The sequence below is a fragment of the Limosilactobacillus coleohominis 101-4-CHN genome, from assembly GCF_000161935.1.
GTDB classification, from domain to species: Bacteria; Bacillota; Bacilli; order Lactobacillales; family Lactobacillaceae; genus Limosilactobacillus; species Limosilactobacillus coleohominis_A.
Genome location: NZ_GG698803.1, coordinates 203,168 through 228,364, shown reverse-complemented (window position 1 = coordinate 228,364; position 25,197 = coordinate 203,168). Strand labels below are relative to the sequence as shown.

Below are 25,197 nucleotides of genomic sequence, written 5' to 3'. Positions count from 1 at the left end.
TTGTGTAAAAATGTATTACTTAACTTCTTCAATTGAAACCAGGTGAGCAACTTTAAAAATTGCACCACGAGTAGCTGCGTTATCTGGGAGAATAACGGAGCTGTGTAATTTACCGAGGCCTAATGCCTTAACTGTCCGACGTTGAGTTGGTTCACGGTGGGCAGCACTCCGGATTAAAGTAACTTTAACTTTAGCCATTATTTTGTCCTCCTATTATTCAGCGAGGTGTTCAGCAGAAACACCACGAAGCTTAGCAACTTCATCGGCACTCTTCAATGACTTCAAGCCTTCAAATGTTGCACGCACAACATTAATTGGCGTATTAGAGCCCAAACGCTTTGAAGTAACATCATCAATACCAGCTAGTTCCATAACGTTACGTACGGCACCACCAGCAGCTACCCCAGAACCTTCAACAGCAGGCTTAAGCATAATCTTACCACCACCAAAAGTACCAATAACTTCATGTGGAATTGTTGTACCAACCTTTGGTACTTCAATCAAGTTCTTTTGTGCCGCAGCAGAAGCCTTCCGAATTGCTTCAGGAACTTCTTGCGCCTTACCAGTACCGAAGCCAACGTGACCGTTCCGATCACCAACAACGACTAAGGCAGCAAACCGCATCCGACGACCACCTTTAACAACCTTAGTAATCCGGTTGATAGCTACAACTTGATCATCAAGGTCTAATTTAGCTGGGTCAATATAAGTTGATTTAGCCATTACGGGTTTTTCCTCCTTCTTTTAGAATTGCAGTCCGTTTTCGCGAGCAGCTTCAGCCAAGGCTTGAACACGACCATGGTAAAGGTAGCCCCCACGGTCAAATACAACGTTAGTGATATTCTTTTCATTAGCACGCTTTGCAACTAATGCACCAACACCTGCAGCCTTTTCTGACTTAGTCTTGCCGCTAACTTCACTGTCTAAAGTTGAGGCACTTGCGAGCGTCACACCCTTTACGTCATCAATAACTTGAGCGTAAATGTTTTTGTTAGAACGGTAAACACTTAAACGTGGGCGCTCTGCAGTACCAGAGATTTTGCCGCGAACGCGCTTATGACGACGTTGACGGACTTTGTTTTTATCTGGTTTTGAAATCACAACTGTCACCTCTATATTTTATATGATTATTTAACTAACTAATAAGCTATTACTTACCAGTCTTACCTTCCTTACGGATAATGTGTTCATTTTCGTAACGAATTCCCTTACCCTTGTAAGGTTCTGGTGAACGAATTGAACGTACATAAACCGCAAATTCTCCAAGTTCCTCCTTATTAATACCACTAATCTCAATAGTAGTGTTGTTTGGAACTTTCACTTCAAGATCTTCAGGAACATCAACTTCAACAGGGTTTGAATAACCAACAGTTAAAACTAATGTCTTACCCTTCATTTGTGCACGGTAACCAACCCCAACAAGTTTCAAGGTCTTGGAGTAACCATTAACAACCCCTTCAACCATGTTATTAACATTAGCACGGGTAGTACCATGTAATGAACGGTTACGGTTATCATCACTGGAACGGTCGAACTTTACGACGTTGCCATCAACGGTCATCGTAATTAGTGGTGAAATTTCACGAGTTAAAGTCCCCTTTGGTCCCTTAACAGTAACAACATTACCCTTTTGTGAAACCTCAACGCCTTCTGGCAAGTCAATTTCCTTGTAACCAATACGACTCATAAATACACCTCCTATCGACTATTCTTTTTACCAAACGTAAGCAATAACTTCGCCGCCGACCTTCTTGGCACGAGCAACTTTATCAGTAACAACACCATTTGATGTTGAGATGATAGCAATGCCTAAACCATTCAGAACCTTTGGTACCGCGTCAGCCTTAACGTATGTCCGCAGACCTGGCTTAGAAATACGCTTTAAGCCAGAAATTACTTGTTCGCCATCTTGACCATACTTTAAGAATACACGGATGATGCCTTGCTTGTTGTCATCAACATATTCAACATCGCGTACAAAACCTTCTTGCTTTAAGATTTCAGCAATGTCCTTCTTCATCTTTGATGCAGGTGCTTCAACTGTTTCGTGGTGTGCCATATTAGCATTACGAATACGAGTTAAGAAATCTGCAATTGGATCACTCATAGACATCGATGTTTTTCCTCCTTTTGTCGAATTGTTTACCAACTAGCCTTCTTCATGCCAGGGATTTTACCTTCATGGGCAAGGTCGCGTAAGCAAAGCCGGCATAGGTGGAATTTACGGTAAACTGAGTGCGGACGGCCACAACGTTCACAACGTGTGTATTCACGTGATGAAAACTTAGCTGGACGCTTGCACTTAGCGATCATTGATTTTTTAGCCACTTTTGTGAAACCTCCCTTTTACTTAGCGAATGGCATACCCAATTGTGCCAATAATTCATGTGATTCTTCATCGGTGTTTGCGGTTGTAACAATAACAATATCTAAACCACGAACACGCTTAACGTTATCATAATTAATTTCTGGGAAAATTAATTGTTCACGTACACCAAGTGTGTAATTACCACGACCATCAAATGATTTATTTGAAACACCGTGGAAGTCACGAACACGAGGAAGTGAAACGTTAACTAACTTGTCCAAGAAGTCATACATACGTTCACCACGTAATGTAACCTTGGCACCAATTTTCATACCTTCACGTAAACGGAAACCGGCAATGGACTTCTTTGCCTTAGTAATCACAGGCTTTTGACCAGCGATTAAACCTAATTCTTCAACTGCTTCATCAAGGTTCTTTGAGTTTTGAGTTGCATCCCCAACACCCATGTTAAGAACGATCTTTTCGATCTTAGGAGCAGCCATTACAGAAGAGTAATTAAACTTTTCAATTAATGATGGACGAACTTCATTTTCGTACTTAGCCTTTAAACGGTTTTCCATGAGAAATAATTTCCTCCTTTCTTTTTATATTAATCGATTTGCTTACCAGACTTCTTGGCAATCCGAACTTTCTTGCCGTCAACAACTTTGAAGCCAACACGAGTTGGTTCGTTAGTTGATGGATCAATTAACATCACATTTGATGCTTGAATTGGCGCCTCAGTGTCAACAATCCCACCGTTAGGGTTAGAATTACTTGGCTTCTGGTGTTTTTTAATTTTGTTAATTCCTTCAACGATTACACGGTTTTCTTTAGTAAGGGTCTTCTTGATAGTACCTTCCTTACCCTTGTCCTTACCGGTAATGACGCGAACTTTGTCACCTGTCTTTAAAAACATGTGGTAGTGCACCTCCTTATTTTTGGTAATCTTAAAGAACTTCTGGGGCCAGTGAAACGATCTTCATGAAGTCGTCATCACGTAACTCACGAGCGATTGGGCCAAAAATACGGGTACCCTTAGGGCTCTTGTCGTTGTTAATCAAAACAGCAGCGTTTTCATCAAACTTGATGTATGAACCATCCTTACGGTGCAGACCATGCTTAGTCCGTACAACAACAGCTTTGACAACGTCACCCTTTTTGACAACGCCACCTGGTGTTGCTTGTTTAACAGTAGCAACAATAATATCACCAATATTACCGGTCTTAACTCGGGAACCGCCAAGAATCTTGATTACTAAAATCTCACGGGCACCAGAGTTATCAGCGACCTTCAACCGACTTTCTTGTTGAATCACGGTTAATGTCCTCCTTCCATCTTTTTATAAGAATTAGAATACGAATTAAATTGGATTGCAATAGAAAGCACTAAAGAATAACTGCCTTCTTGACAACCTTAACAAGCCGGAAACGCTTCTTTGCAGAAAGCGGCCGAGTTTCCATGATTTGAACGGTGTCACCAGTGTGAGCTTCATTGTTTTCATCATGGGCATAAAATTTCTTTGAGTACTTTACACGCTTACCATAAATTGGAGCACTCTTGTAAGTATCAACTGAGACAACAATGGTCTTGTCCATCTTATCTGAAACAACGCGACCCTGGTACACCTTACGTGCATTACGTTCGTCACTCATGCGCTAATCCTCCTTTTCGTATTCTTATTTATTTAATTCTTGTTGGCGAAGAACTGTCTTAACCCGAGCAATGTCCTTGCGAACGTTCTTAAGGCTTGCAGTGTTTTCCAACTGGCCGGTTGCTAATTGGAAACGTAAGTTAAACAATTGTTCCTTCAATTCCTTTTCACGGCTAAGCAATTGATCAGTGGTTAATCCATTCAGCTCTTTTACAAAATCTTTACTCTTCATGAGATTGTCCACCTACTTCCTCACGTTTGATAATCTTAGTGCGAACTGGCATCTTGGTACCGGCAAGACGTAAAGCTTCACGTGCAACTTCTTCAGAAACACCTGCAACTTCAAACAATACCTTGCCACGCTTAACAGGGGCTACCCAACCTTCGGGAGCACCTTTACCGTTACCCATCCGGACACCAACACCCTTGCTAGTGTATGACAGGTGTGGGAAGATCTTAATCCATACCTTACCACCACGCTTCATGTAACGGGTAATTGCGATACGGCCAGCTTCGATTTGACGGTTTGAAATCCAATGTGAATCTAATGCTTGCAAACCGTATTCACCGAAAGCGACCGTCTTACCACCTTTAGCTTCACCACGAAGGTGACCACGTTGAACCTTACGGTGTTTAACTCGCTTTGGTACTAGCATGTTTTACTTCCCTCCTTTTGAATTATTCTTCTTTTCAGGAAGAACCTCACCACGGTAGATCCAGGTCTTAATACCTAAAGCACCATAGGTAGTACGAGCTTCATCCCATGAGTAATCAATATCTGCACGAAGTGTATGCAACGGAACAGTACCATCAGAGTATGATTCAACCCGTGACATATCTGCCCCATTTAAACGACCAGCAACTTGGATCTTAATACCCTTTGCACCAGCACGCATTGCACGTTGCATAGCCCCACGCATTGCACGACGGAAAGCAATCCGATTTTCAAGTTGTTGTGCAACATTTTCACCAACCAGGTGAGCGTCCAAATCAGGCTTTTTAATTTCAACAACATTGATGTGAACACGCTTACCAGTTAGTTTGTTTAATTCAAGGCGAAGTGCTTCAACTTCTGAACCACCTTTACCAATTACCATCCCAGGACGAGCGGTATGGATTGAAACGTTAACGCGATTTGCGGCACGTTCAATTTCGATGGTTGAGACAGAGGCATCAGCAAGTCGCTTTTCGATATATTTACGGATCCGAAGGTCTTCGTTTAGGTATTCAGCGTAGTGCTTTTTATCAGCGTACCACTTAGCACTCCATGGACGAATGACCCCAACACGGAAACCATTAGGATTAATCTTTTGACCCACTATTCATTCCTCCTATTTTTCTGTAACAACCACTGTGATATGACTTGTCCGCTTATTAATTGGGGAAGCAGAACCTTTAGCACGTGGACGGAACCGCTTAAGGGTTGGTCCTTCGTTTGCAAAAGCTTCTGAAACAACCAATGAAGCACGATCAAGGTCAAAATTATTTTCAGCGTTTGCAACAGCAGATTTCAATACTTTTTCAACATCTGAAGCAGCACCATTAGGAGTGAACTTCAGAATAGCAAATGCTTCAGCAACGCTCTTGTTACGAATAGTATCTAAAACTAAACGAACCTTCCGAGATGATACACGGACCATCTTAGCAGTTGCCTTAGCTGAAGTAACATTTTCAGCCATTACTCAATTCCCTCCTTAATTACTTAGCTTTAGTCTTCTTGTCATCAGATGCATGACCATGGAAAGTCCGTGTTGGAACAAATTCACCAAGCTTGTGACCAACCATATCTTCTTGCACGTAAACTGGCACATGCTTACGACCATCATAAACAGCAAAGGTGTATCCAATGAAGCTTGGGAAAATCGTAGAACGACGAGACCAGGTTTTGATAACTGATTTCTTTTCGTTATCGGCTTGTGCTTCGACCTTTTTTAGCAGAGATGCGTCAGCAAAAGGTCCTTTTTTCAAACTACGAGCCATATTTGTACCTCCTCTCAGGTATTATCAAATTAAAATTAACGAGTATGTGGACCACGCTTACGACCACGAACAATGAACTTGTTGGAACGAGCCTTGTGTGAACGCGTCTTCTTACCAACAGTCTTCTTACCCCATGGAGAAAGTGGAGATGGTAAACCAACTGGTTGCTTACCTTCACCACCACCATGTGGGTGATCGTTAGGGTTCATAACAGAACCACGAACATGTGGACGACGACCTGCATAACGATTGCGACCTGCCTTACCCTTGATAAGCAAAGCACGTTCTTCGTTACCGATTGAACCAATCGTAGCACGGCAAGTTGCTAATACCATCCGAACTTCACCAGAAGAAAGACGTACTAAAACATACTTCTCTTCCTTACCAAGTAATTGAGCTGAAGCACCAGCGGAACGAGTTAATTGTCCACCCTTTCCTGGCTTCAATTCAATGTTATGAATAACAGTACCAACCGGAATGTTCTTCAATGGAAGAGCATTACCAACCTTAATATCTGCTTCTGGACCAGCCTCTACAGTCATACCAACTTCAAGTCCCTTAGGTGCTAAAATGTATGCCTTGGTTCCGTCAGCGTATACTAACAGTGCAATGTTAGCAGTACGATTTGGATCATATTCAATTGCTTTAACAGTTGCTGGAACATTATCCTTGTTCCGCTTAAAGTCAATGATACGGTATTGACGCTTTGTACCACCACCACGGTGACGAACAGTCATTTTACCTTGACTGTTACGGCCTGCGGTATGCTTTAAAGGTGCTAACAGTGACTTTTCTGGAGTAGTCTTCGTAATGTTAGCGAAGTCAAATCCGTTCATGTTACGGCGACCGTTAGTGGTTCCTTTATATTTACGAATTCCCACTATTTTTTCCTCCTAACTTTTAAGTTTAGTTGTTGTCTTCTGCAAACAACTTAATTTCCTTTGAGTCAGCAGAAAGTTGAACAATGGCCTTACGACGACGCTTAGTGTAGCCAACGTAACGACCTTGACGCTTTTGCTTCCCCTTAATGTTCATAATGTTAACTTTGACAACTTTAACATCGAAGATTTCTTCGACAGCATTCTTAACTTGCGTCTTAGTTGCTCGTAAATCAACATCAAATGTGTAACGCTTATCGTCCATTGCAGCAGTAGATGCTTCTGTAATAACAGGACGTAAGATAATATCGCGTGCTTCCATTATGCGAGCACCTCCTCTACTTGAGAAAGAGCTGACTTAGTAATGACGATCTTTTGAGCATCAACAACGTTCAAAATGTTCACACCAGCAGGTGTAACAACATTAACCTTTGACAGGTTACGTGCTGATAATCCCGCATTCTTATCATCGTCAGTTACAACGATCAACACTTTTTCGTTGACCTTTAAGTTGTCTAATACACTAGCAAATTCTTTCGTCTTTGGTGCATCAAAGTTAATTGAATCAACTACAACAAACTTATCATCTGCAACCTTTTGAGAAAGAGCTGATTTAATAGCAAGTTGACGAACCTTACGAGGCAGACGGTAGTTGTATGAACGTGGAGTAGGTCCAAATACAATCCCACCACCACGGAATTGTGGTGAACGGATAGAACCTTGACGAGCACGTCCAGTACCCTTTTGACGCCATGGCTTCTTACCACCACCGCGAACTGCTGAACGGTTCTTAACTGCGTGTGTCCCTTGGCGAAGTGAAGCCCGTTGACGAATAATTGATTCATATTCTGCATTTTCGTTAACTTCAACACCAAAAATTGCATCGTTTAAATCAATATTGCCATTTTGGCTACCATCTTGGTTGAATAATGCAACGCTAGTCATAATTTACTTCCTCCTTTCTTAATTATTGTGTTGTTTGCTAAGGCTCTTCTTAGTGTTAGCCTTAACTGAGTTTTTAATAGTTACGTATGATTTGTTGGCACCTGGAACATTACCCTTAATGAGTAATACATTGTTTTCAGTATCAACCTTTACAACTTGTAAGTGTTGCATAGTGCGGGTATTACCACCCATACGACCTGGGAGCTTCTTTCCCTTGAAAACGTGGTTAATAATTGCACCTAATGAACCAGGACGACGGTGATAACGAGAACCGTGTGCCATAGGTCCACGAGATTGACCATCCTTATGGATGTTACCTTGGTAACCATGACCCTTAGTGATACCAGTTACATCAACTGTTTCACCTTCGGCAAAAATATCCGCCTTAACTTCGTCTCCAACTTTAATGTCGTCTCCTAATTCAGCGTCGCGGATTTCACCGATGAAGCGCTTAGGAGCCGTGTTTGCTTTTGCTGCATGACCTTGTTCAGCCTTGTTGCTCAAGATTTCCCGTTTGTCATCGAAACCAAGTTGCACAGCATTATAACCATCATTTTCGACAGTCTTAATTTGCATAACAACGTTTGGTGTAACGTCGACTACAGTAACAGGAACCAGTTCACCATTGTCAGTGAACACTTGAGTCATTCCGACTTTTTTACCTAAGATTCCTTTGGTCATGAGTACACCTCCAATTTATTTTGATTTATTTTGTCGTTTAATGCTTCAAATTAAAGCTTAATTTCAATGTCAACACCACTAGGCAGGTCAAGCTTCATTAATGAGTCAACCGTCTTAGGCGTAGGATCAACAATGTCAATCAAACGCTTGTGGGTCCGCATTTCAAATTGTTCCCGTGACTTCTTGAACTTGTGTGGTGAACGAAGCACCGTGTATAAAGTCCGTTCAGTTGGTAACGGAATTGGGCCTGAAATTTGAGCACCAGTACGCTTAGCAGTTTCAACAATCTTATCAGCTGATTGGTCTAAAACTTGGTGTTCATAAGCCTTTAAACGAATACGAATCTTTTGTTTTGCCATTATGTTCCCTCCTTCGTCAGATTTAAAATTTGACTAGCTCCATGGAAATTACCGCCACATCCTGTGGCAAAGCGGCCGGGTGTGTCGCAACCTTCCACTTCATCGCCTGTGATCTTAAACTTACATTCTAGTGCATACTACACCCTTGGTAAATTCAAGCACTTAACCATAATACTAGAGAATCATTGACGCCGCAAGGGTTTTGCATAATTAATTTCAATTTTTATGTTAAAAAACTGTTACAAAATTTTGGATATAAAAAAAGCCCGTACAAATTTGTACGAACTTTTTAAATTAAACTATTAGTTGTTGCCACCATTCTTGGAGATAATATCTTCTTGAACAGACTTTGGAACAGCTGAGTAGTGATCAAAGGTCATTGTGAATGTACCACGACCTTGAGTTGCTGAACGAAGCGTAGTGGCATAACCAAACATTTCTGATAATGGAACAAAGGCATGAACAAGTTGGGCATTCCCACGTTCTTCCATCCCATCAATAGAACCACGACGAGCAGTAACGTGACCCATAACATCACCTAAATTATCTTCTGGGGTAACAATGTCAACCTTCATGATCGGTTCAAGGATCACTGGATCAGCCTTCTTAGCAGCATTCTTCAGAGCAAGTGAGGCAGCAACCTTAAATGCAGCTTCAGAAGAGTCGACTTCGTGGTAACTACCATCATAGAGCTTAGCATGCATGTCAACTAATGGGTAACCGGCAAGAACTCCGTTTTCCATTGCTTCCTTCAAACCTTGTTCAACAGCTGGAATGTATTCACGAGGAACAACCCCACCAACAATGGCATCTTCAAATTCAAAGCCTTTACCTTCTTCAAGTGGTGTAAATTCGATCCATACATCACCGTATTGACCTTTACCACCAGATTGACGAACGAACTTACCTTGAGCGCTAGCTTGCTTAGTGAATGCTTCACGGTAGGAAACTTGTGGCTTACCAACCGTTACTTCAGCATGGAATTCACGACGAAGACGCTCAACAATGATGTCCAAGTGTAATTCACCCATCCCGGCAATCAAAGTTTCACCAGTTTCAGGGTTAGTTTCTGTCTTGAACGTTGGGTCTTCTTCGGCAAGTTTTTGTAGTCCCTTATCCATCTTGTCTTGGTCAGCCTTGGACTTAGGTTCAACAGATACCTGAATAACAGGTTCTGGGAAGTCCATTGATTCAAGTTGTAATGGATGATCTGGATCAGTTAATGAGTCACCAGTTGTGGTGTTCTTCAAACCAATTGCCGCTGCAATATCACCAGAGAACACTTCAGGAATTTCGTGTTGTTGGTTCGAGTGCATTTGAAGCAAACGACCAATCCGTTCACGCTTATCCTTAGTTGCGTTCAAAACATATGAACCTGATTGGAGTGAACCAGTGTAAACCCGTAAGAATGTCAAACGACCAACAAATGGATCGGTGGCAATCTTAAATGCTAAAGCAGCAAATGGCTTGTCATCCCCAGCAGTTAATTCAACTTCGTTACCATCTGCATCATGAGCAACAAATGGCTTAACATCCAATGGTGATGGCAAGTAATCGATAACTGCATCAAGCATCATTTGGATACCCTTATCCTTGTAAGCTGAACCAGCTAAAACAGGGAATAACTCTTGTGAAAGGGTTGCCTTACGGATAGCAGCTTTAATTTCATCAACAGAAATATCCGCACCATCAAGGTACTTTTCCATAATGTTGTCATCAACGTCAGCTAGAGTTTCAAGCATTTCATCATGACGCTTTTCAGCTTCATCCTTAAGGTCATCAGGAATGTCAACAGTATCCCAGTTAGTACCTAATTTGTCTTCGTCATAAACGTAAGCAACCATCTTAACAAGGTCAACCACACCTGCAAAGTCATCTTCGGCACCAATTGGCAATTGAATTGGTAATGGGGTAACGTTCAAACGATCTTTAATAGTTTGAACAGAATAATCAAAGTTAGCACCCATCTTGTCCATCTTGTTTGCAAAAACAATCCGTGGAACATCGAAGTCATCCGCTTGACGCCAAACAGTTTCTGTTTGTGGTTCAACCCCTGCTTGAGCATCCAAGACCGTTACGGCACCATCAAGAACCCGCAATGCCCGTTCAACTTCGACAGTAAAGTCAACGTGTCCTGGGGTATCAATGATGTTAATCCGATGATCCTTCCAAACCGCCGTAGTAGCTGCAGAAGTGATAGTAATACCACGTTCCTTTTCTTCATCCATCCAGTCCATTTGTGAAGCACCATCATGAGTTTCACCAATCTTGTGAATCTTACCGGTGTAGTAAAGGATCCGTTCAGTAGCAGTGGTCTTACCGGCATCGATGTGGGCCATAATACCAATGTTACGGGTCTTGGCAAGTGGATATTCACGTTTGTTAGCCATCTTTTTGTGTATCTCCCTTCAAATCTTTCTTTAAAAAAAGGGTGACGTTATAAGTATATTGCGTCGCCCTCAGCGAAACTTGGTCGACGACCAGTTTCAATTTATTACCAGCGGTAATGTGCAAATGCCCGGTTTGCTTCGGCCATCCGCAGTGTATCTTCCTTCTTCTTGATGGAAGCACCAGTGTTGTTAGAAGCATCAATAATTTCAGCAGCTAACCGTTGAACCATGGTGTGTTCACCACGAAGACGTGCGAATTGAGTTAACCAACGAAGAGCCAGTGTCCGTTGACGATCTGGACGAACTTCAATTGGAACTTGGTAGTTAGAACCACCAATCCGCCGTGCCTTAACTTCAAGTGCTGGTTGAACATTTTCAATTGCTTGTTCAAATACTTCAACTGGATCATTACCAGTTTGGTCTTTAATTTCGTTAAATGCTTGATATAAGATCTTAGAAGCAGTACCACGCTTACCATCTAACATCAAGTGGTTAATCATACTAGTTACCAGCTTTGAGTTGTAAATTGGATCTGGTAATACTTCTGGTTTTGCAATATGTCCTTTACGAGGCATTTCCTATTTCCTCCCTTTGCAGATTAGTCCTTAGGCTTCTTAGCACCGTACTTAGAACGGCTTTGACGACGACCTTCAACACCGGCAGTATCAAGTGTCCCACGAATAATGTGGTAACGAACCCCTGGCAAGTCCTTAACACGACCACCACGAATTAAAACAACTGAGTGTTCTTGAAGGTTGTGACCGATCCCAGGAATATAAGCCGTTACTTCAATCAAGTTTGAAAGACGAACACGGGCATACTTCCGCAAAGCTGAGTTAGGCTTCTTTGGTGTCATCGTACCAACACGAGTTGCAACCCCACGCTTTTGTGGTGATGGTGTCTTAACTTCTTCCTTCTTGAAACTGTTGTAAACAAAGCCCAAGGCAGGTGATTTTGACTTGTCCTTGTGGCTCTTCCGGCCCTTACGAACCAGTTGATTAATTGTAGGCATAATTAATCCCCTTTCTTTGATTTAAGTCCACACATCCAGGTGGTTCTTTTTTGGTTATAAAAAAATGGATGGTTATTTAATTTGTGCTATCGCGGACGTTCGTCTGCCCAACGACAGACACAATCGCTGCTAACAAAAGCACCTTGACTAATTTAACATGCGGTGCGGCCATTGTCAAATGATATTCGCGAGGATTTTTCATGAGTTAGTGGTCCTTTTTCGTAATTAAAAAATGAGGTGACATCATGATTATCATTTTACTATTATTTGGTGCCTGCTGGTCATCATTTTTGGCGACTTGGACCTGGCGTACTATTTTCGACCCAAATCATTCCTTAGGGCTCTATTCCGTTTGTGATCACTGTCGAAACAAAATTAGCTGGTATTACTTGATCCCACTTATCGGCTATCTACTTCAACTAGGCAAGTGTCACTACTGCGGGAAACGGATTAATTGCTATTGGTTTATATGTGAGGTGGTTGGAGCATTTTCCTGGGCTGAGTTTCCAATCTTTTCCACACAAGATTTAATCATCTTCTTAATTGTTGACTCATGCATGATTATTACGTGTACTCAGGATTGGTTTACCCACGAATTTAATGGTTACTTGATACTTAACATCTGGCTACTTCACTACTTAAATGTTATTAATCCAAGTCATATGACAGTCCTCCTTTACGCTCTATTTTGGATGACTGGATATTTTTACTCCCAAATTGGTAATGGCGACATTGATTTTATTATCATGACTACCTTAAGTTGTGGACCGTATATTTCTACCCAGGCAGTCCTTTTCGCTTGCCTCTTATCCATCCTTCATCCTAAACTCTATCGCCATGCTCCGATTCCGCTTCTCCCCTTTCTTTGGCTAGGACTATTTTTAAGCCTCATTATAAAAAAACACGTCCTGCTTTAGGACGTGTTAAATTAACAAAACTATTTTTCAGATTGAGCATCGACCACTTTAATGGTAACGGGAAAAATTTGGACATTATTATTAACCAAGTTTTCAATGTATTGAAGTAATAACAAAACCCAGGCAAACGCCAATATAAATGCAATCAATTCAAAAGCGGTTAATGATAAATAAGTAAAGGCTTCGAAGACAATATAGTCAACGGCAATTACCCCACCAATCATATAAGAAACTTTTAAGAATTCTTTGGTTACTTCTGGTAAAATCCAACGAACGGTAGCAATTAAAATTAATAATAAGTACACAAGCCACATCGCAATTCGATCATGAAATACGTGGAACTGTGGATTATTAGGAAACAAACCGATGCATCCAATACACCCACCAAGCGCATATAATAAGCCCCGCAATGTATTAACTTTCCATCCATGATATTTGTGGTTCAAATTAACGAAAAGATAGTCAATCAAAATCATCAATAACAGCCCTGAGAAAACTAACGTGATATTAAACGAAAAGTGAGTATTATTCTGGTTAGTTCCCAAACAGCTAAAATTATGGCGCCACCAATTTTTGGTTGAGTTTGTCAACATTGAAAAGCCAACACCACCAACAATCATAATGGTCATCAAATTAGTAATGATTCCCGGCGAAATCGTCATTGCTAAGTTAATCATTAAATAATTAACTACTGCTACAGCAATAAACACCAACACTGTCGATGTATATATATCAAGCATTAGGCCCTTAAAAAGTTCACCAAAGAGCCAATATACGGCCAGCATAATGAACACAATAATCATTGCACATGCAACAATTAGCGGGGGTAAACTTCGCCAAGAAAAGGAACGAGCAGGACCGGTACCCCTAATTTTCTGCATAATGAATGTGATTGCAAATACTAATGTGCCACAAATTGCACTTAGCAAAATAGATGCCGTGGCAATTGAATAATTACCGCTCAAAGGCACCACATGATAATGCTGATTAAGCATATAAAATAAAAAACAAGCGGCAGACAAAAATGCTAAACTCCCATACCACCAAAAATGAATCTGCGGAATTAAATCAACAACATTTGCCGGCCGGACCAAAATCGAATTATGCTCTAGCCGCATTGAATACTCTGTTCCATCTAATTCTAGCTGTTTCACCGCTGATTTTGGAATTTCAATCTGATATTTTTCCAATTGATCTCCTCCCACTATTAACTTTATAACATTAGCACCTTTATTAAGGAAAACACAAGCAAAAAATAAGACGTGAGCCATCTTGACTCACGTCTTATTGATATTTAAAGAAAATTACTGATTGTCATTTTCTTTCATTTGCTCTTCCATTTCACGGATAGAGCCATTTGGCATTGTAGTCACTGCGCTATCAGCAGTTGCTCCAACACTAACTTCCTTTGGTTTGATGTTCCGGTAGGCACTCATACCAGTACCAGCTGGAATAATCTTACCAATAATAACATTTTCCTTCAGCCCAACAAGTGGATCTTCCTTGCCACGAATAGCAGCATCGGTAAGAACCCGTGTCGTTTCTTGGAATGAAGCCGCAGATAAGAAACTGTTCGTTTCAAGGGCAGCTTTGGTGATCCCAAGAATTACTGGACGGGCAGTTGCTGGAATGCCCCCTGAAATTAACGTCTTGTAGTTAGCATCACGGAATTGACTAATATCCATTAATTCTCCTGGAAGCACATCAGTATCACCAGGATCCATGACCCGAACCTTACGCATCATTTGACGAATCATAATTTCGACGTGCTTATCTAACAGATCAATCCCTTGCATCCGGTAAACACCTTGAACTTGGGCCAACAAGTATGTTTCCGTGGAAAGAACATCCCGAACTCGGATCAATTCCTTTGGATCAATTGAACCTTCGTTAAGAGCAGCCCCACGATGAATAAAGTCACCTTCGGCAACCCGTAAACGAGCTGTGATTGGCAGAGTGTAAGTCCGCGTATCGTTTTCACCCTTAACAGTAATGTCCTTAGTTTGTTCTGCTGGGTTTTCTTCAATAGATTCTACTTCACCAGTAACTTCGGAAATCGTTGCTTTACCTTTTGGATTCCGCGCTTCAACAATTTCTTGCACACGAGGAAGCCCTTGAGTAATATCTTCATTTCCGGCAACCCCACCAGTGTGGAAGTTCCGAAGAGTCAATTGAGTACCAGGTTCACCAATTGATTGGGCAGCAACTGTACCAATTGCTTCCCCTGCTTCAACCTTGTCACCAGTTGCGGCATTTCGACCATAACACCGTTCACAAACCCCGTGTTCAGTGTTACAAGTGAAGGCAGAACGAATCGTAACCGTCTTAACTCCGGCATCGACAATCTTCTGGGCCATTGCTTCATCAATTAGCACATTCTTGCCCACAATCCGTTCACCAGTTGAAGGATCAAAGACCGACTTCATGGTGTAAAGACCTAAAATTCGGTCGTACAATGGTTCAATCATTTCATTACCATTGGTAATTGCAGAAACGTCCAATCCACGATCAGTTCCACAATCTTCTTCCCGTACAATAACGTCTTGAGCAACGTCAACTAACCGCCGGGTCAAGTAACCAGAGTTGGCAGTCTTCAGAGCCGTATCAGTCATCCCTTTACGAGCACCGTGGGAGGAAATAAACATTTCCAGCACAGACAATCCTTCACGGAAATTAGAAAGAATTGGCAATTCCATGATCTTACCAGATGGTGAAGCCATCAGTCCACGCATCCCGGCAAGCTGAGTAAAGTTAGAAATGTTACCACGCGCCCCGGAGTCGGACATCATGTTAATTGGGTTATGGATATCCATATGCTCAATCAGTTTTTCTTGAACTTCATCCTTAGCGTCATTCCAAACACCAATAACCCGTTCATAACGTTCGTTATCAGTGATTAAACCACGACGGAATTGCTTCGTAATTAAGGCAACCTGTTTATGAGCCTTTTCAATAATTTCTGGCTTTTCCTTTAAGTCGGTAATATCGGCAACCCCAACCGTTAACCCGGAAATGGTTGATTCATAATAACCAAGGTCCTTAATTCGATCTAGGAATTCAGATGTTTCCGTCACTTTGTAAATCTTGTAGATTTCCGCAATGATATCTGAAAGGAAGCCCTTCTTAAATGGTGGAACAAGTGGAGCATTTTCAAGGTAATCATGAATGTCTTCACCCTTATCCAAAAAGTACTTATCAGGAACCCCATTTTGTAGGTTATCATCAGTTGGTTCATTAATATAAGTGTAATCTTTTGGCAAGATCTTGTTGAAAAGCAGCTTACCAACACTTGTTACCATAATCTTGTTGCGTTGATCATCCGTAAATGGCTTTTCAGGGTAAGCAGCCACTTGTACCCCAACACGAGTTTGTAATGCAACATAACCATTTCGGTAGGCCATTTCTGCTTCATCAGCATCCTTGAAGATCATTCCTTCACCTTCACGACCCTTATCTTCTGTGGTCATGTAGTAGTTACCGATAACCATATCTTGTGAAGGCGCCACAATTGGTTCCCCATCACGAGGAGATAGAATATGGTGAGCAGCCAACATTAACAAACGAGCTTCGGCTTGTGCTTCATCAGAAAGCGGAACGTGGATGGCCATTTGGTCACCATCAAAGTCCGCATTGTAGGCTGTACATACTAATGGGTGTAACCGCATGGACTTACCAGAAACCAAAATTGGTTCAAAGGCTTGGATACCCAAACGGTGCAGCGTAGGTGCCCGGTTCAAAAGAACTGGGTGTTCCTTAATAACATCTTCCAGAACATCAAATACCTTATCATCACGCTTATCAATCATGCGCTTGGCTGCCTTGACGTTATTAACTAAGTTACGCTTAGTTAATTCGTGCATGATAAATGGCTTAAATAGTTCTAGCGCCATTGGAATTGGTAATCCCATTTGATTCATCTTTAATGATGGACCAACATCGATAACTGAACGTCCAGAGTAGTCAACCCGCTTACCAAGCAAGTTTTGACGGAAACGTCCTTGCTTACCCTTTAGCAAGTGTGAAAGAGATTTCAGTGGACGATTACCTGGCCCGGCAACTGGACGACCGCGACGACCATTGTCAATTAATGCATCGACCGCTTCTTGGAGCATCCGCTTTTCATTTTGAACAATGATGCCTGGTGCATTTAACTCTAATAAACGCTTCAAACGATTGTTACGGTTAATAACCCGCCGGTATAAATCGTTCAGATCAGAGGTAGCAAAACGTCCCCCTTCTAGCTGAACCATCGGTCGTAAATCAGGTGGCATAACTGGAATCACATCCATTACCATCCATTCAGGCTTGTTACCAGACTTGATAAATGCTTCCAAAATATCTAGATGCCGAACTGCTCGTGTCCGTTTTTGACCTGTTGCGTCCTTCAATTCAGCCTTTAATTCGTCAGCTTCTTTTTGAAGATCAACATCTTTCAAGAGCTTCTGAACCGCTTCTGCACCCATTTCTGCAGTGAAACGGTCACCATATTCGGCCTTCTTATCACGATACTCTGCTTCCGTCAAAAGTTGTTTCTTTTCTAATGGAGTGTCACCTGGATCAAGAACAACATAGGAGGCAAAGTAAATTACTTCTTCCAAAGCCCGTGGACTCATGTCCAAAACGAGACCCATCCGTGATGGAATCCCCTTGAAATACCAAATATGTGATACCGGAGCAGCTAACTCAATGTGTCCCATCCGTTCACGACGAACCTTAGAACTTGTAACTTCAACTCCACAACGGTCACATACTAATCCTTTAAAACGAACTCGCTTGTATTTACCACAAGCACATTCATAATCTTTAGTTGGACCAAAGATTCGTTCGTCAAACAGACCTTCTTTTTCAGGCTTCAAAGTCCGGTAGTTAATCGTTTCTGGCTTCTTTACTTCACCATATGACCAACTACGAATCTTGTTAGGTGAAGCCAATCCGATCTGCATACTTTCAAAATTATTGACGTCAATCAAAGAGCTGTCCTCCTTTTTTAGTCTTGCTTAGCTTCATTTGGTTCAGCTGACGTTGATTGATCAGCATTTGCCGTTTCTTGTTGTTTTTGTTGGGCGTGTTGCGCTGACTTACGTACATCAATCACATCTTCGTCCATGTTTTTAAGTTGTACTTCTTCATGGTTATTGTCGAGTACCTTCATGTCCAAGCCAAGTGATTGCAGTTCCTTAACCAATACCCGGAATGATTCTGGAACACCTGGCTTTGGAATTTGGTCACCATTAATGATGGCATCATAGGTATTAACCCGACCAACAACGTCATCTGACTTGTAAGTCAAGATTTCTTGCAAGGTGTAAGCTGCACCATATGCTTCAAGGGCCCAAACTTCCATTTCACCGAACCGCTGGCCCCCAAATTGGGCTTTACCACCAAGTGGTTGTTGGGTAACTAATGAGTAAGGTCCAATTGAACGTGCGTGAATCTTATCATCAACCATGTGAGCTAATTTCAGATAGTGCATAACACCAACGGCAACACGTTGTTCAAATGGTTCACCAGTCCGCCCATCATAAAGAATCGTCTTTCCATCTGATGGCAAACCAGCTTCCTTAACGGCATCCCAAACATCTTGATCAGTGGCCCCATCAAAAACTGGAGTAGCAATGTGAATCCCTAATTCACGGGCCGCCATTCCCAAGTGTAATTCGATAACCTGACCAATGTTCATCCGTGATGGCACACCCATTGGACTTAACATGATATCGATTGGCGTTCCATCTGGCATGTATGGCATATCTTCTTCAGGAACAACGATTGAAACCGTCCCTTTGTTACCATGCCGACCAGACATTTTGTCCCCAACCTGAATCTTACGCTTTTGGGCAATGTAAACCCGAACCATCTTGTTTACACCAGGTGACAGTTCATCCCCGTTTTCACGAGTGAAGACTTTAACGTCTTGGATAATTCCGCCACCACCATGAGGAACCCGGAGTGATGTATCACGAACTTCACGGGACTTTTCACCAAAGATCGCATGCAGTAAACGTTCTTCTGCTGATAATTCAGTAACCCCTTTTGGTGTAACCTTACCAACTAAGATATCACCATCATGTACTTCGGCACCAACCCGAACAACACCATTTTCATCCAAATTCTTTAATGCATCAGCACCAACATTTGGAATTTCACGAGTCATTTCTTCGGGTCCTAACTTAGTTTCACGAGCTTCTGATTCGTAAGATTCAATATGAATTGATGTATAAACATCATCCTTCACTAATCGTTCAGAAATTGCGATGGCATCTTCGAAATTGTAACCTTGCCAAGTCATGAATGCAATCAGTGGGTTTTGCCCTAATGCCAATTCACCTTGTTCCATTGATGGACCGTCAGCCAAAATATCATCAGCATCAACATGTTCACCAACTTTAACGATTGGACGTTGGTTATAGTTCTTACCACCATTTGAACGACGGAATTTCATTAGTTTGTAAGTATCAAGAGTGTCATCATCACGACGAACACGAATTTCACGTGCATCGACATATTCAACAGTTCCGGAATACTTAGCAATTAAAGCAACCCCAGAGTCATGGGCAGCCTTATATTCAATCCCCGTCCCAATCAAAGGAGCATGAGGATTAATAAGTGGAACAGCTTGACGCTGCATATTAGCCCCCATCAGCGCACGGTTAGAGTCATCGTTTTCCAAGAATGGAATACATGCAGAAGCAACAGAAACTACTTGTTTAGGAGAAATGTCCATGTAATCAACGTTTTCAGCGGTAGTTGAAATATAGTCATCTTTATCACGACACATAATTTCATCTTCGGCAAATGATCCATCATCGTTTAGCTTAGTGTTGGCTTGCGCAATGATGTAGTTATCTTCTTCATCCGCTGTTAAGTAGTCAATCTTGTCCGTAACTTTATGAGTTTCCCAAGAAACCCGCCGGTAAGGCGTTTCAATAAAGCCATACTTATTTACCCGTGCATAGGATGACAGACTGTTGATCAATCCAATGTTTGGACCTTCAGGAGTTTCAATTGGACACATCCGGCCATAGTGCGTATAGTGCACGTCCCGGACTTCATATCCAGCCCGATCACGAGTTAAACCACCAGGTCCAAGGGCAGAAAGACGCCGCTTGTGAGTTAATTCTCCCAGTGGGTTAGTTTGGTCCATGAATTGTGAAAGTTGAGATGAACCAAAGAATTCCTTGATGGAAGCCACAACTGGACGAATGTTAATTAATTGTTGTGGAGTAACCGTATTGATATCTTGGATTGACATCCGTTCGCGAACAACCCGTTCCATCCGTGCTAAACCAATGCGGAATTGGTTTTGCAACAATTCACCAACAGAACGAATCCGCCGGTTACCCAAGTGGTCAATATCATCAGTTGAACCGATTCCTTCTTGAAGATTAAAGAAGTAGTTGACTGAAGCAATAATATCAGCCGGTTGAATGTGCTTCAGTTCCAATGGAATGTGACCGTTGGAAACGATTGGCACAACTCGTTCTGGGTCTTTCTTAGAATAAACCAGAATCTTTTGGAGCTTAACTGGTGCAGTTACTACAGCTTCATCGGAAGGTGTGTACGTCACCATCTTAAAGTCATCGCTTTCAAGAGCCGGTTCTAACTTTTTAAGGACTTCCTTAGTAACTACATCGCCCTTATTAGCTAAAATTTCACCAGTTTCTGGGTCAGCCAAGGTTTCAGCCAAGGTTTGTCCCAACAAACGATACTTCATCTTAAGTTTCTTATTTGTCTTGTAACGGCCAACTGGTGCCATATCATAGCGCTTTGGATCAAAGAAACGCGCAGTCAAAAGACTCCGTGCAGAATCCGCAGTCTTTGGTTCGCCTGGACGTAACCGTTCATAAATATCTTTCAATGCTTCTTCAACACGGGAGTCTTCAGCATCCTTATGAACATCCTTATCCAGAGTTGCGCTCAGTGAGTCAGAATTACCACCAAGCATTTCGATGATTTCATCATCTGAACCAAAGCCAAGCGCACGGACTAACTCCGTTAATGGCAATTTCCGTGTCCGGTCAATCCGCACATATGAAATTCCCTTAGCATCCGTTTCGTATTCCAACCATGCACCACGGTTAGGAATGAAGTTAGCACCATAACTTGGCCAACCATTCTTGTCGGTTTCTTCATTATAATAGACCCCTGGTGAACGAACTAATTGAGAAACAATTACCCGTTCTGCACCATTAATAATGAAGGTCCCTTGATCAGTCATTAGTGGAAAATCGCCAAAGAACACATCTTGTGACTTGATTTCACCAGTTTCGTGGCTTGTTAAGCGTAATGTGACGTGGAGTGGTGCTGAATAATTAGCGTCATGTTCACGTGCTTCATCAACTGTATACTTAGGTTCCATAAGTTGATAATCAACGAATTCCAAAGAAAGTTTTCCTTGGAAATCATCGATTGGCATAATGTCATTAAACATTTCCCGGATCCCTTTATCCATAAACCAATTATATGAATTAGTTTGGATTTCAATCAGGTTCGGTAGATCAAGAACTTCCTTAATCCGAGAATAACTACGACGGGTACGGTGTTTACCGTATTTTACTAAATGTCCGGCCAAAGTATTCACCTCTCTAATTTGTTGGGTAAGTTCAACTTGCGAAATGTTACATTTTGATTACATTTTGGATAAAATGCAACTTTTGGGCAAAAAAAATCCAAAAGCAGCTGGCAACTACCTTTGGCATTTATAAGGATTGCAATGGACAATAGATCATTACAACCGTTGAACTTACAGTTAAATACTTTCAAAGTATAATCGTTTTTTCTAACTAAGTCAACTGTTGTGGCACTAAAAAAAGAGATTAGCTCATTAACTAACCTCTTTTATTTGAACGTGATTTATTAACGCTGATTCAATCCGTTCATAAAGATATCTAAAATAATCCGGTTACGTTGTTCTTGTGTAATTGAACGACCACCAAACTTTTGGAATGAATTAAACATTGGACTTAGACTAGAAATAAACAACTCCGCAGCTTCTTTCGGTAAGACATCCGGCCGCATCTTAATGTCAGGTTGCTTAAAGAATTCAGAAACTGGTTCAATGTAATCAATCATGAAAATTACGTTCAATTTTCGCTTTGAACTTTGGCTAAGCAAGTCCCCCGCGCTTTGCCACTGTTCATAGATATCTTTTGGATGCAGACGCAACAGGGTCTTGGCTAATTCCCATAAACGTTCTTCACCTTTCAGTTCGCTTTCCCGCATCACCTTATTTACTTCTTGACGAACCCGACTTCCATGACTAGTCATTACATCTAAGAAGAGGACTTCTTTATCATTGAAGTGATGATATAAAGCGGGCTGGGTAATTCCGATTTCTTTAGCAATATCACGGGTGGACGTCCCCCCAAAGCCATTATTCAAGAACAACTTAGTTGCCGTCTTCATAATTGCTGTCCTGGTTTTTGCTAATTGTTCAGATCTTCTCATATTTCAAACGAGCCTTTCTCATATTCAGTTTAACCAAATACCAACTATTTTAGTTTGCCAAAATAATTGTACATTATTTACTCATTTTTTCAATGAATTTTCGCGAACTTTATTTCCTAATCAAATCTACTGTTCTTCATCATTAGACAGCCAACGGATGTTTTTTACCGGCCTTTTGGCTAGTAAAAGTTAGCTTTCCTTGACGGGCACCCACCGTAACCGTTGCGGCATTCTCAACTTCACCAGAAAGCAATGCTAAGCTCAGCGGATCTTCCACTAAAGTTTGAATGGAACGACGCAATGGTCGAGCACCATACTCTGGATTATAACCATCTTGGGCAATCAGATTGATCGCAGCAGGAGTAAACTTCAATGTGACATTTTGCTCTGCCACCCGCTGGGTCAGATCCTTTAATAGTAATTTGACAATTTGATGGAGATCATTCTTTGTCAGAGAATGGAAAACGATCGTTTCATCAATCCGGTTCAAAAATTCAGGCCGGAAATGTAACTTTAGCTGTTCTTGAATGGCTGCCTTCATCGCTGCGTAGTTATCTTGAAGATCCTTAGCACCAAAGCCGACTGTCTTTTCATCGCGGAGTTGGGTCGCTCCTAAATTAGAAGTCATAATCAAAATCGTATTTCTAAAATCAACTTTGCGACCCTTCGAATCAGTCAAGAAACCATCATCTAACACTTGCAATAGTAAATTAAAAATATCAACATTTGCTTTTTCAACTTCATCCAGCAGCACGACAGAATATGGATGTTGACGAACTTTCTCCGTTAATTGGCCACCTTCTTCATAACCCACATATCCCGGGGCAGCTCCAACCAACCGACTAGCACTGTACCGTTCTTGGTATTCTGACATGTCGATGCGAATCATGTTGTCTTCCGAGCCAAACATTTCTTCTGCCAATGCCTTAGCTAATTCCGTCTTACCAACACCAGTTGGACCTAGGAACATAAATGAGCCTATTGGTCGGTGCGGATCCTTCAGTCCGCTCCGTGCTCGACGAATCGCCCGTGCTAAAGCTGTTACGGCTTCATCTTGGCCAATCACTCGTTGATGAAGTCCTTTTTCTAAGTGAACCAGCCGATCACTTTCTTTTTTCTTTAATTGTGTTAATGGCACCCCAGTCCACTCTGAAACCACTTGTGCAATGTCATTATCATCAATTTCTAGGGAATACTCATCCTGGGCTTCCATTTTTTGCCGGCGATCTTTCTCACGATCAACCTTATCCTTTAGCTTTAGTTCTTGCTGTCGCAATTTGGCCGCTTGATCAAAGTCCTGTTGTTCAATTGCCAATTCTTTTTGATCACGCAGCTCATCCAGCTGGTGAATTTGCTTGGCAAGCGCGGTATTTCGTCCTTGACCATCAATCCGTTTCATTGCAGCCGCCTCATCCATTAAATCAATTGCCTTATCCGGAAGAAAACGGTTAGTAATATACCGATCCGACAATGAGACCGCCGCCTCTAAAGCTTGATCAGTAATCTTTAGATGGTGATACTTTTCATACTTTGGCCGAATTCCCCGTAAGATCTCCACTGAAGCTTCTTTCGTCGGTTCGTCGACCGTCACAGTTGCAAACCGTCGTTCAAGTGCTGAATCAGATTCAATGTGCTTTTGATACTCATCTAACGTTGTCGCACCAATTAACTGCAATTCACCACGAGCTAATGCCGGCTTTAAAATATTAGAAGCATCAATCGCACCTTCAGCACCACCAGCGCCAACTAGTGTATGTAATTCATCAATAAACAGGATCACGTTGCCGTCCTGGTAAATTTCATTAATGATTTTCTTTAAACGATCTTCAAATTCACCACGATATTTAGTCCCTGCAACCAATGACCCCATATCTAACATCATTAATCGACTACCAATTAAATTAGCAGGAACTTCTTCTTTAACGATTAACTGCGCCAAGCCCTCAACAATCGCCGTCTTACCGACACCTGGTTCACCAACTAAGACTGGGTTATTTTTAGTCCGTCGGCTCAAAATTTGTACGACCCGTTTAATTTCACGATCACGGCCTACCACTGGGTCCGGATCTTCATCACGGGCAATCTTAGTCAAATCTCGTGCCAGTTTATCGAGGGTTGGAGTCTTGTGACCATTTCTTTGCGAACCATTTGGTCGATTATTAAACCGTTGTTTAGCATTGTTAACACCCAACCGACGTAGAAGAGTCCGACGAGCTTGCGGAACGTCCACGTTCAAACTATTTAAAATCCGCGAAGACAGAATATTACTGTCACCGAGCAAGGCTAGCATTAAATGCTCAGTGCCAATCTGGTTAGTGCCTAATTGTTGAGCCAGCTGACCTGCTACCGAAAGCACCTCCCGCATTTTAGGAGAGTATGGTAAATAACTATCGGCAGTCATATTAGTCATCGTCCCATAGCCTGTAAAACGTTCAATTTCTTCCCGAAGGTCATCCGTTGTAACATTTAGCTGCCGTAATAAATTTGCAGCAACGCCATTCTTTTCTAAACTCAATGCTAGTAAGAGATGCTCTGTCCCAACTGCCTGATGTTGGAAGTAACGTGCTTGTTCTTGAGCAATATTCAAAGCGGATTGAGCATTAGGAGTATACAAATAATCTGCCATAA

At 41.8% G+C, this 25,197-nt stretch carries 30 protein-coding genes; 1 reads left to right on the top strand and 29 read right to left on the bottom strand.

The genetic code is table 11. The features are described from left to right. Positions 1 to 15 precede the first annotated feature (15 nt). The 24 genes from rpmD to HMPREF0501_RS09250 form a co-directional block, all read right to left on the bottom strand. Complete coding sequence (gene rpmD / locus HMPREF0501_RS04295) at positions 16 to 198, bottom strand: 50S ribosomal protein L30 (protein WP_006916632.1); 183 nt, start codon at positions 196 to 198, stop codon at positions 16 to 18. Between the two features lie 15 nt (positions 199 to 213). Further along, the gene (gene rpsE / locus HMPREF0501_RS04290) at positions 214 to 723 is read right to left on the bottom strand and encodes a 30S ribosomal protein S5 (protein ID WP_006916631.1); all 510 of its coding nucleotides are present in this window, start codon (positions 721 to 723) and stop codon (positions 214 to 216) included. 21 nt (positions 724 to 744) lie between these two features. Then, entirely contained in the window at positions 745 to 1,110 is a 366-nt protein-coding gene (gene rplR / locus HMPREF0501_RS04285; RefSeq protein WP_040455851.1) for a 50S ribosomal protein L18, read from the bottom strand. A gap of 40 nt (positions 1,111 to 1,150) precedes the next feature. Next, complete coding sequence (rplF, locus tag HMPREF0501_RS04280; RefSeq protein ID WP_006916629.1) at positions 1,151 to 1,687, bottom strand: 50S ribosomal protein L6; 537 nt, start codon at positions 1,685 to 1,687, stop codon at positions 1,151 to 1,153. 27 nt (positions 1,688 to 1,714) lie between these two features. Then, positions 1,715 to 2,113 carry a 30S ribosomal protein S8 gene (gene rpsH / locus HMPREF0501_RS04275; protein WP_006916628.1) on the bottom strand — a complete coding sequence of 133 codons (399 nt, stop codon included), beginning with the start codon at positions 2,111 to 2,113 and terminating at the stop codon, positions 1,715 to 1,717. A gap of 29 nt (positions 2,114 to 2,142) precedes the next feature. Then, the gene (locus HMPREF0501_RS08720; RefSeq protein WP_006916627.1) at positions 2,143 to 2,328 is read right to left on the bottom strand and encodes a type Z 30S ribosomal protein S14; all 186 of its coding nucleotides are present in this window, start codon (positions 2,326 to 2,328) and stop codon (positions 2,143 to 2,145) included. Between the two features lie 18 nt (positions 2,329 to 2,346). Next, entirely contained in the window at positions 2,347 to 2,889 is a 543-nt protein-coding gene (rplE, locus tag HMPREF0501_RS04270; protein WP_006916626.1) for a 50S ribosomal protein L5, read from the bottom strand. A 29-nt stretch (positions 2,890 to 2,918) separates the two neighbouring features. After that, positions 2,919 to 3,227: a 50S ribosomal protein L24 gene (gene rplX / locus HMPREF0501_RS04265; protein ID WP_006916625.1), complete on the bottom strand. Its 309-nt coding sequence runs from the start codon at positions 3,225 to 3,227 to the stop codon at positions 2,919 to 2,921. Positions 3,228 to 3,258: 31 nt separating this feature from the next. After that, entirely contained in the window at positions 3,259 to 3,627 is a 369-nt protein-coding gene (rplN, locus tag HMPREF0501_RS04260) for a 50S ribosomal protein L14 (protein ID WP_006916624.1), read from the bottom strand. Positions 3,628 to 3,697: 70 nt separating this feature from the next. Next, positions 3,698 to 3,964: a 30S ribosomal protein S17 gene (gene rpsQ / locus HMPREF0501_RS04255; protein WP_006916623.1), complete on the bottom strand. Its 267-nt coding sequence runs from the start codon at positions 3,962 to 3,964 to the stop codon at positions 3,698 to 3,700. Between the two features lie 24 nt (positions 3,965 to 3,988). Then, positions 3,989 to 4,195: a 50S ribosomal protein L29 gene (gene rpmC, locus HMPREF0501_RS04250; protein WP_006916622.1), complete on the bottom strand. Its 207-nt coding sequence runs from the start codon at positions 4,193 to 4,195 to the stop codon at positions 3,989 to 3,991. Continuing rightward, positions 4,185 to 4,619 carry a 50S ribosomal protein L16 gene (gene rplP, locus HMPREF0501_RS04245; RefSeq protein ID WP_006916621.1) on the bottom strand — a complete coding sequence of 145 codons (435 nt, stop codon included), beginning with the start codon at positions 4,617 to 4,619 and terminating at the stop codon, positions 4,185 to 4,187. The genes rpmC and rplP overlap by 11 nt, the downstream gene beginning before the upstream one ends. Before the next feature lie 3 nt (positions 4,620 to 4,622). After that, the gene (rpsC, locus tag HMPREF0501_RS04240) at positions 4,623 to 5,282 is read right to left on the bottom strand and encodes a 30S ribosomal protein S3 (protein ID WP_006916620.1); all 660 of its coding nucleotides are present in this window, start codon (positions 5,280 to 5,282) and stop codon (positions 4,623 to 4,625) included. A 12-nt stretch (positions 5,283 to 5,294) separates the two neighbouring features. Further along, positions 5,295 to 5,642, bottom strand: coding sequence for a 50S ribosomal protein L22 (gene rplV, locus HMPREF0501_RS04235; protein ID WP_006916619.1), 348 nt, complete (start codon positions 5,640 to 5,642; stop codon positions 5,295 to 5,297). A gap of 19 nt (positions 5,643 to 5,661) precedes the next feature. Continuing rightward, positions 5,662 to 5,943: a 30S ribosomal protein S19 gene (rpsS, locus tag HMPREF0501_RS04230; RefSeq protein ID WP_006916618.1), complete on the bottom strand. Its 282-nt coding sequence runs from the start codon at positions 5,941 to 5,943 to the stop codon at positions 5,662 to 5,664. A 35-nt stretch (positions 5,944 to 5,978) separates the two neighbouring features. Continuing rightward, the gene (rplB, locus tag HMPREF0501_RS04225; protein WP_006916616.1) at positions 5,979 to 6,824 is read right to left on the bottom strand and encodes a 50S ribosomal protein L2; all 846 of its coding nucleotides are present in this window, start codon (positions 6,822 to 6,824) and stop codon (positions 5,979 to 5,981) included. A 25-nt stretch (positions 6,825 to 6,849) separates the two neighbouring features. After that, a complete protein-coding gene (gene rplW, locus HMPREF0501_RS04220) occupies positions 6,850 to 7,143 on the bottom strand; it encodes a 50S ribosomal protein L23 (protein WP_006916615.1) in 294 nt (97 codons plus the stop codon). Then, a complete protein-coding gene (gene rplD / locus HMPREF0501_RS04215) occupies positions 7,143 to 7,766 on the bottom strand; it encodes a 50S ribosomal protein L4 (RefSeq protein WP_006916614.1) in 624 nt (207 codons plus the stop codon). The genes rplW and rplD overlap by 1 nt, the downstream gene beginning before the upstream one ends. An 18-nt stretch (positions 7,767 to 7,784) precedes the next feature. After that, positions 7,785 to 8,447, bottom strand: coding sequence for a 50S ribosomal protein L3 (rplC, locus tag HMPREF0501_RS04210; protein ID WP_006916613.1), 663 nt, complete (start codon positions 8,445 to 8,447; stop codon positions 7,785 to 7,787). Positions 8,448 to 8,497: 50 nt separating this feature from the next. Continuing rightward, positions 8,498 to 8,806: a 30S ribosomal protein S10 gene (gene rpsJ / locus HMPREF0501_RS04205; protein WP_006916612.1), complete on the bottom strand. Its 309-nt coding sequence runs from the start codon at positions 8,804 to 8,806 to the stop codon at positions 8,498 to 8,500. A gap of 302 nt (positions 8,807 to 9,108) precedes the next feature. After that, entirely contained in the window at positions 9,109 to 11,196 is a 2,088-nt protein-coding gene (gene fusA, locus HMPREF0501_RS04200) for an elongation factor G (RefSeq protein WP_006916610.1), read from the bottom strand. Between the two features lie 104 nt (positions 11,197 to 11,300). Next, a complete protein-coding gene (gene rpsG, locus HMPREF0501_RS04195; protein WP_006916609.1) occupies positions 11,301 to 11,771 on the bottom strand; it encodes a 30S ribosomal protein S7 in 471 nt (156 codons plus the stop codon). Between the two features lie 23 nt (positions 11,772 to 11,794). Then, positions 11,795 to 12,208 carry a 30S ribosomal protein S12 gene (rpsL, locus tag HMPREF0501_RS04190; RefSeq protein ID WP_006916608.1) on the bottom strand — a complete coding sequence of 138 codons (414 nt, stop codon included), beginning with the start codon at positions 12,206 to 12,208 and terminating at the stop codon, positions 11,795 to 11,797. A 76-nt stretch (positions 12,209 to 12,284) separates the two neighbouring features. Then, on the bottom strand, positions 12,285 to 12,410 hold the full coding sequence (locus HMPREF0501_RS09250; protein WP_263598700.1) for a hypothetical protein: 126 nt from the start codon (positions 12,408 to 12,410) through the stop codon (positions 12,285 to 12,287). Between the two features lie 43 nt (positions 12,411 to 12,453). Between HMPREF0501_RS09250 and HMPREF0501_RS09355 the strand changes: the two genes are divergently transcribed. Beyond that, a complete protein-coding gene (locus tag HMPREF0501_RS09355) occupies positions 12,454 to 13,125 on the top strand; it encodes a prepilin peptidase (RefSeq protein WP_006916607.1) in 672 nt (223 codons plus the stop codon). Positions 13,126 to 13,145: 20 nt separating this feature from the next. On the opposite strand, the gene HMPREF0501_RS04180 is transcribed toward HMPREF0501_RS09355, so the two are convergent. The 5 genes from HMPREF0501_RS04180 to HMPREF0501_RS04160 form a co-directional block, all read right to left on the bottom strand. Further along, positions 13,146 to 14,315 (bottom strand): hypothetical protein, encoded by a 1,170-nt coding sequence (locus HMPREF0501_RS04180; protein WP_006916606.1) that lies wholly within the window; start codon positions 14,313 to 14,315, stop codon positions 13,146 to 13,148. Positions 14,316 to 14,429: 114 nt separating this feature from the next. Further along, entirely contained in the window at positions 14,430 to 18,095 is a 3,666-nt protein-coding gene (rpoC, locus tag HMPREF0501_RS04175) for a DNA-directed RNA polymerase subunit beta' (RefSeq protein WP_040455848.1), read from the bottom strand. 17 nt (positions 18,096 to 18,112) lie between these two features. After that, the gene (locus HMPREF0501_RS04170; RefSeq protein ID WP_006916604.1) at positions 18,113 to 21,703 is read right to left on the bottom strand and encodes a DNA-directed RNA polymerase subunit beta; all 3,591 of its coding nucleotides are present in this window, start codon (positions 21,701 to 21,703) and stop codon (positions 18,113 to 18,115) included. Between the two features lie 275 nt (positions 21,704 to 21,978). Beyond that, complete coding sequence (locus HMPREF0501_RS04165; protein WP_006916603.1) at positions 21,979 to 22,569, bottom strand: TetR/AcrR family transcriptional regulator; 591 nt, start codon at positions 22,567 to 22,569, stop codon at positions 21,979 to 21,981. A 142-nt stretch (positions 22,570 to 22,711) separates the two neighbouring features. Beyond that, positions 22,712 to 25,195 (bottom strand): ATP-dependent Clp protease ATP-binding subunit, encoded by a 2,484-nt coding sequence (locus tag HMPREF0501_RS04160; RefSeq protein WP_006916602.1) that lies wholly within the window; start codon positions 25,193 to 25,195, stop codon positions 22,712 to 22,714. Between the last annotated feature and the right edge of the window lie 2 nt (positions 25,196 to 25,197).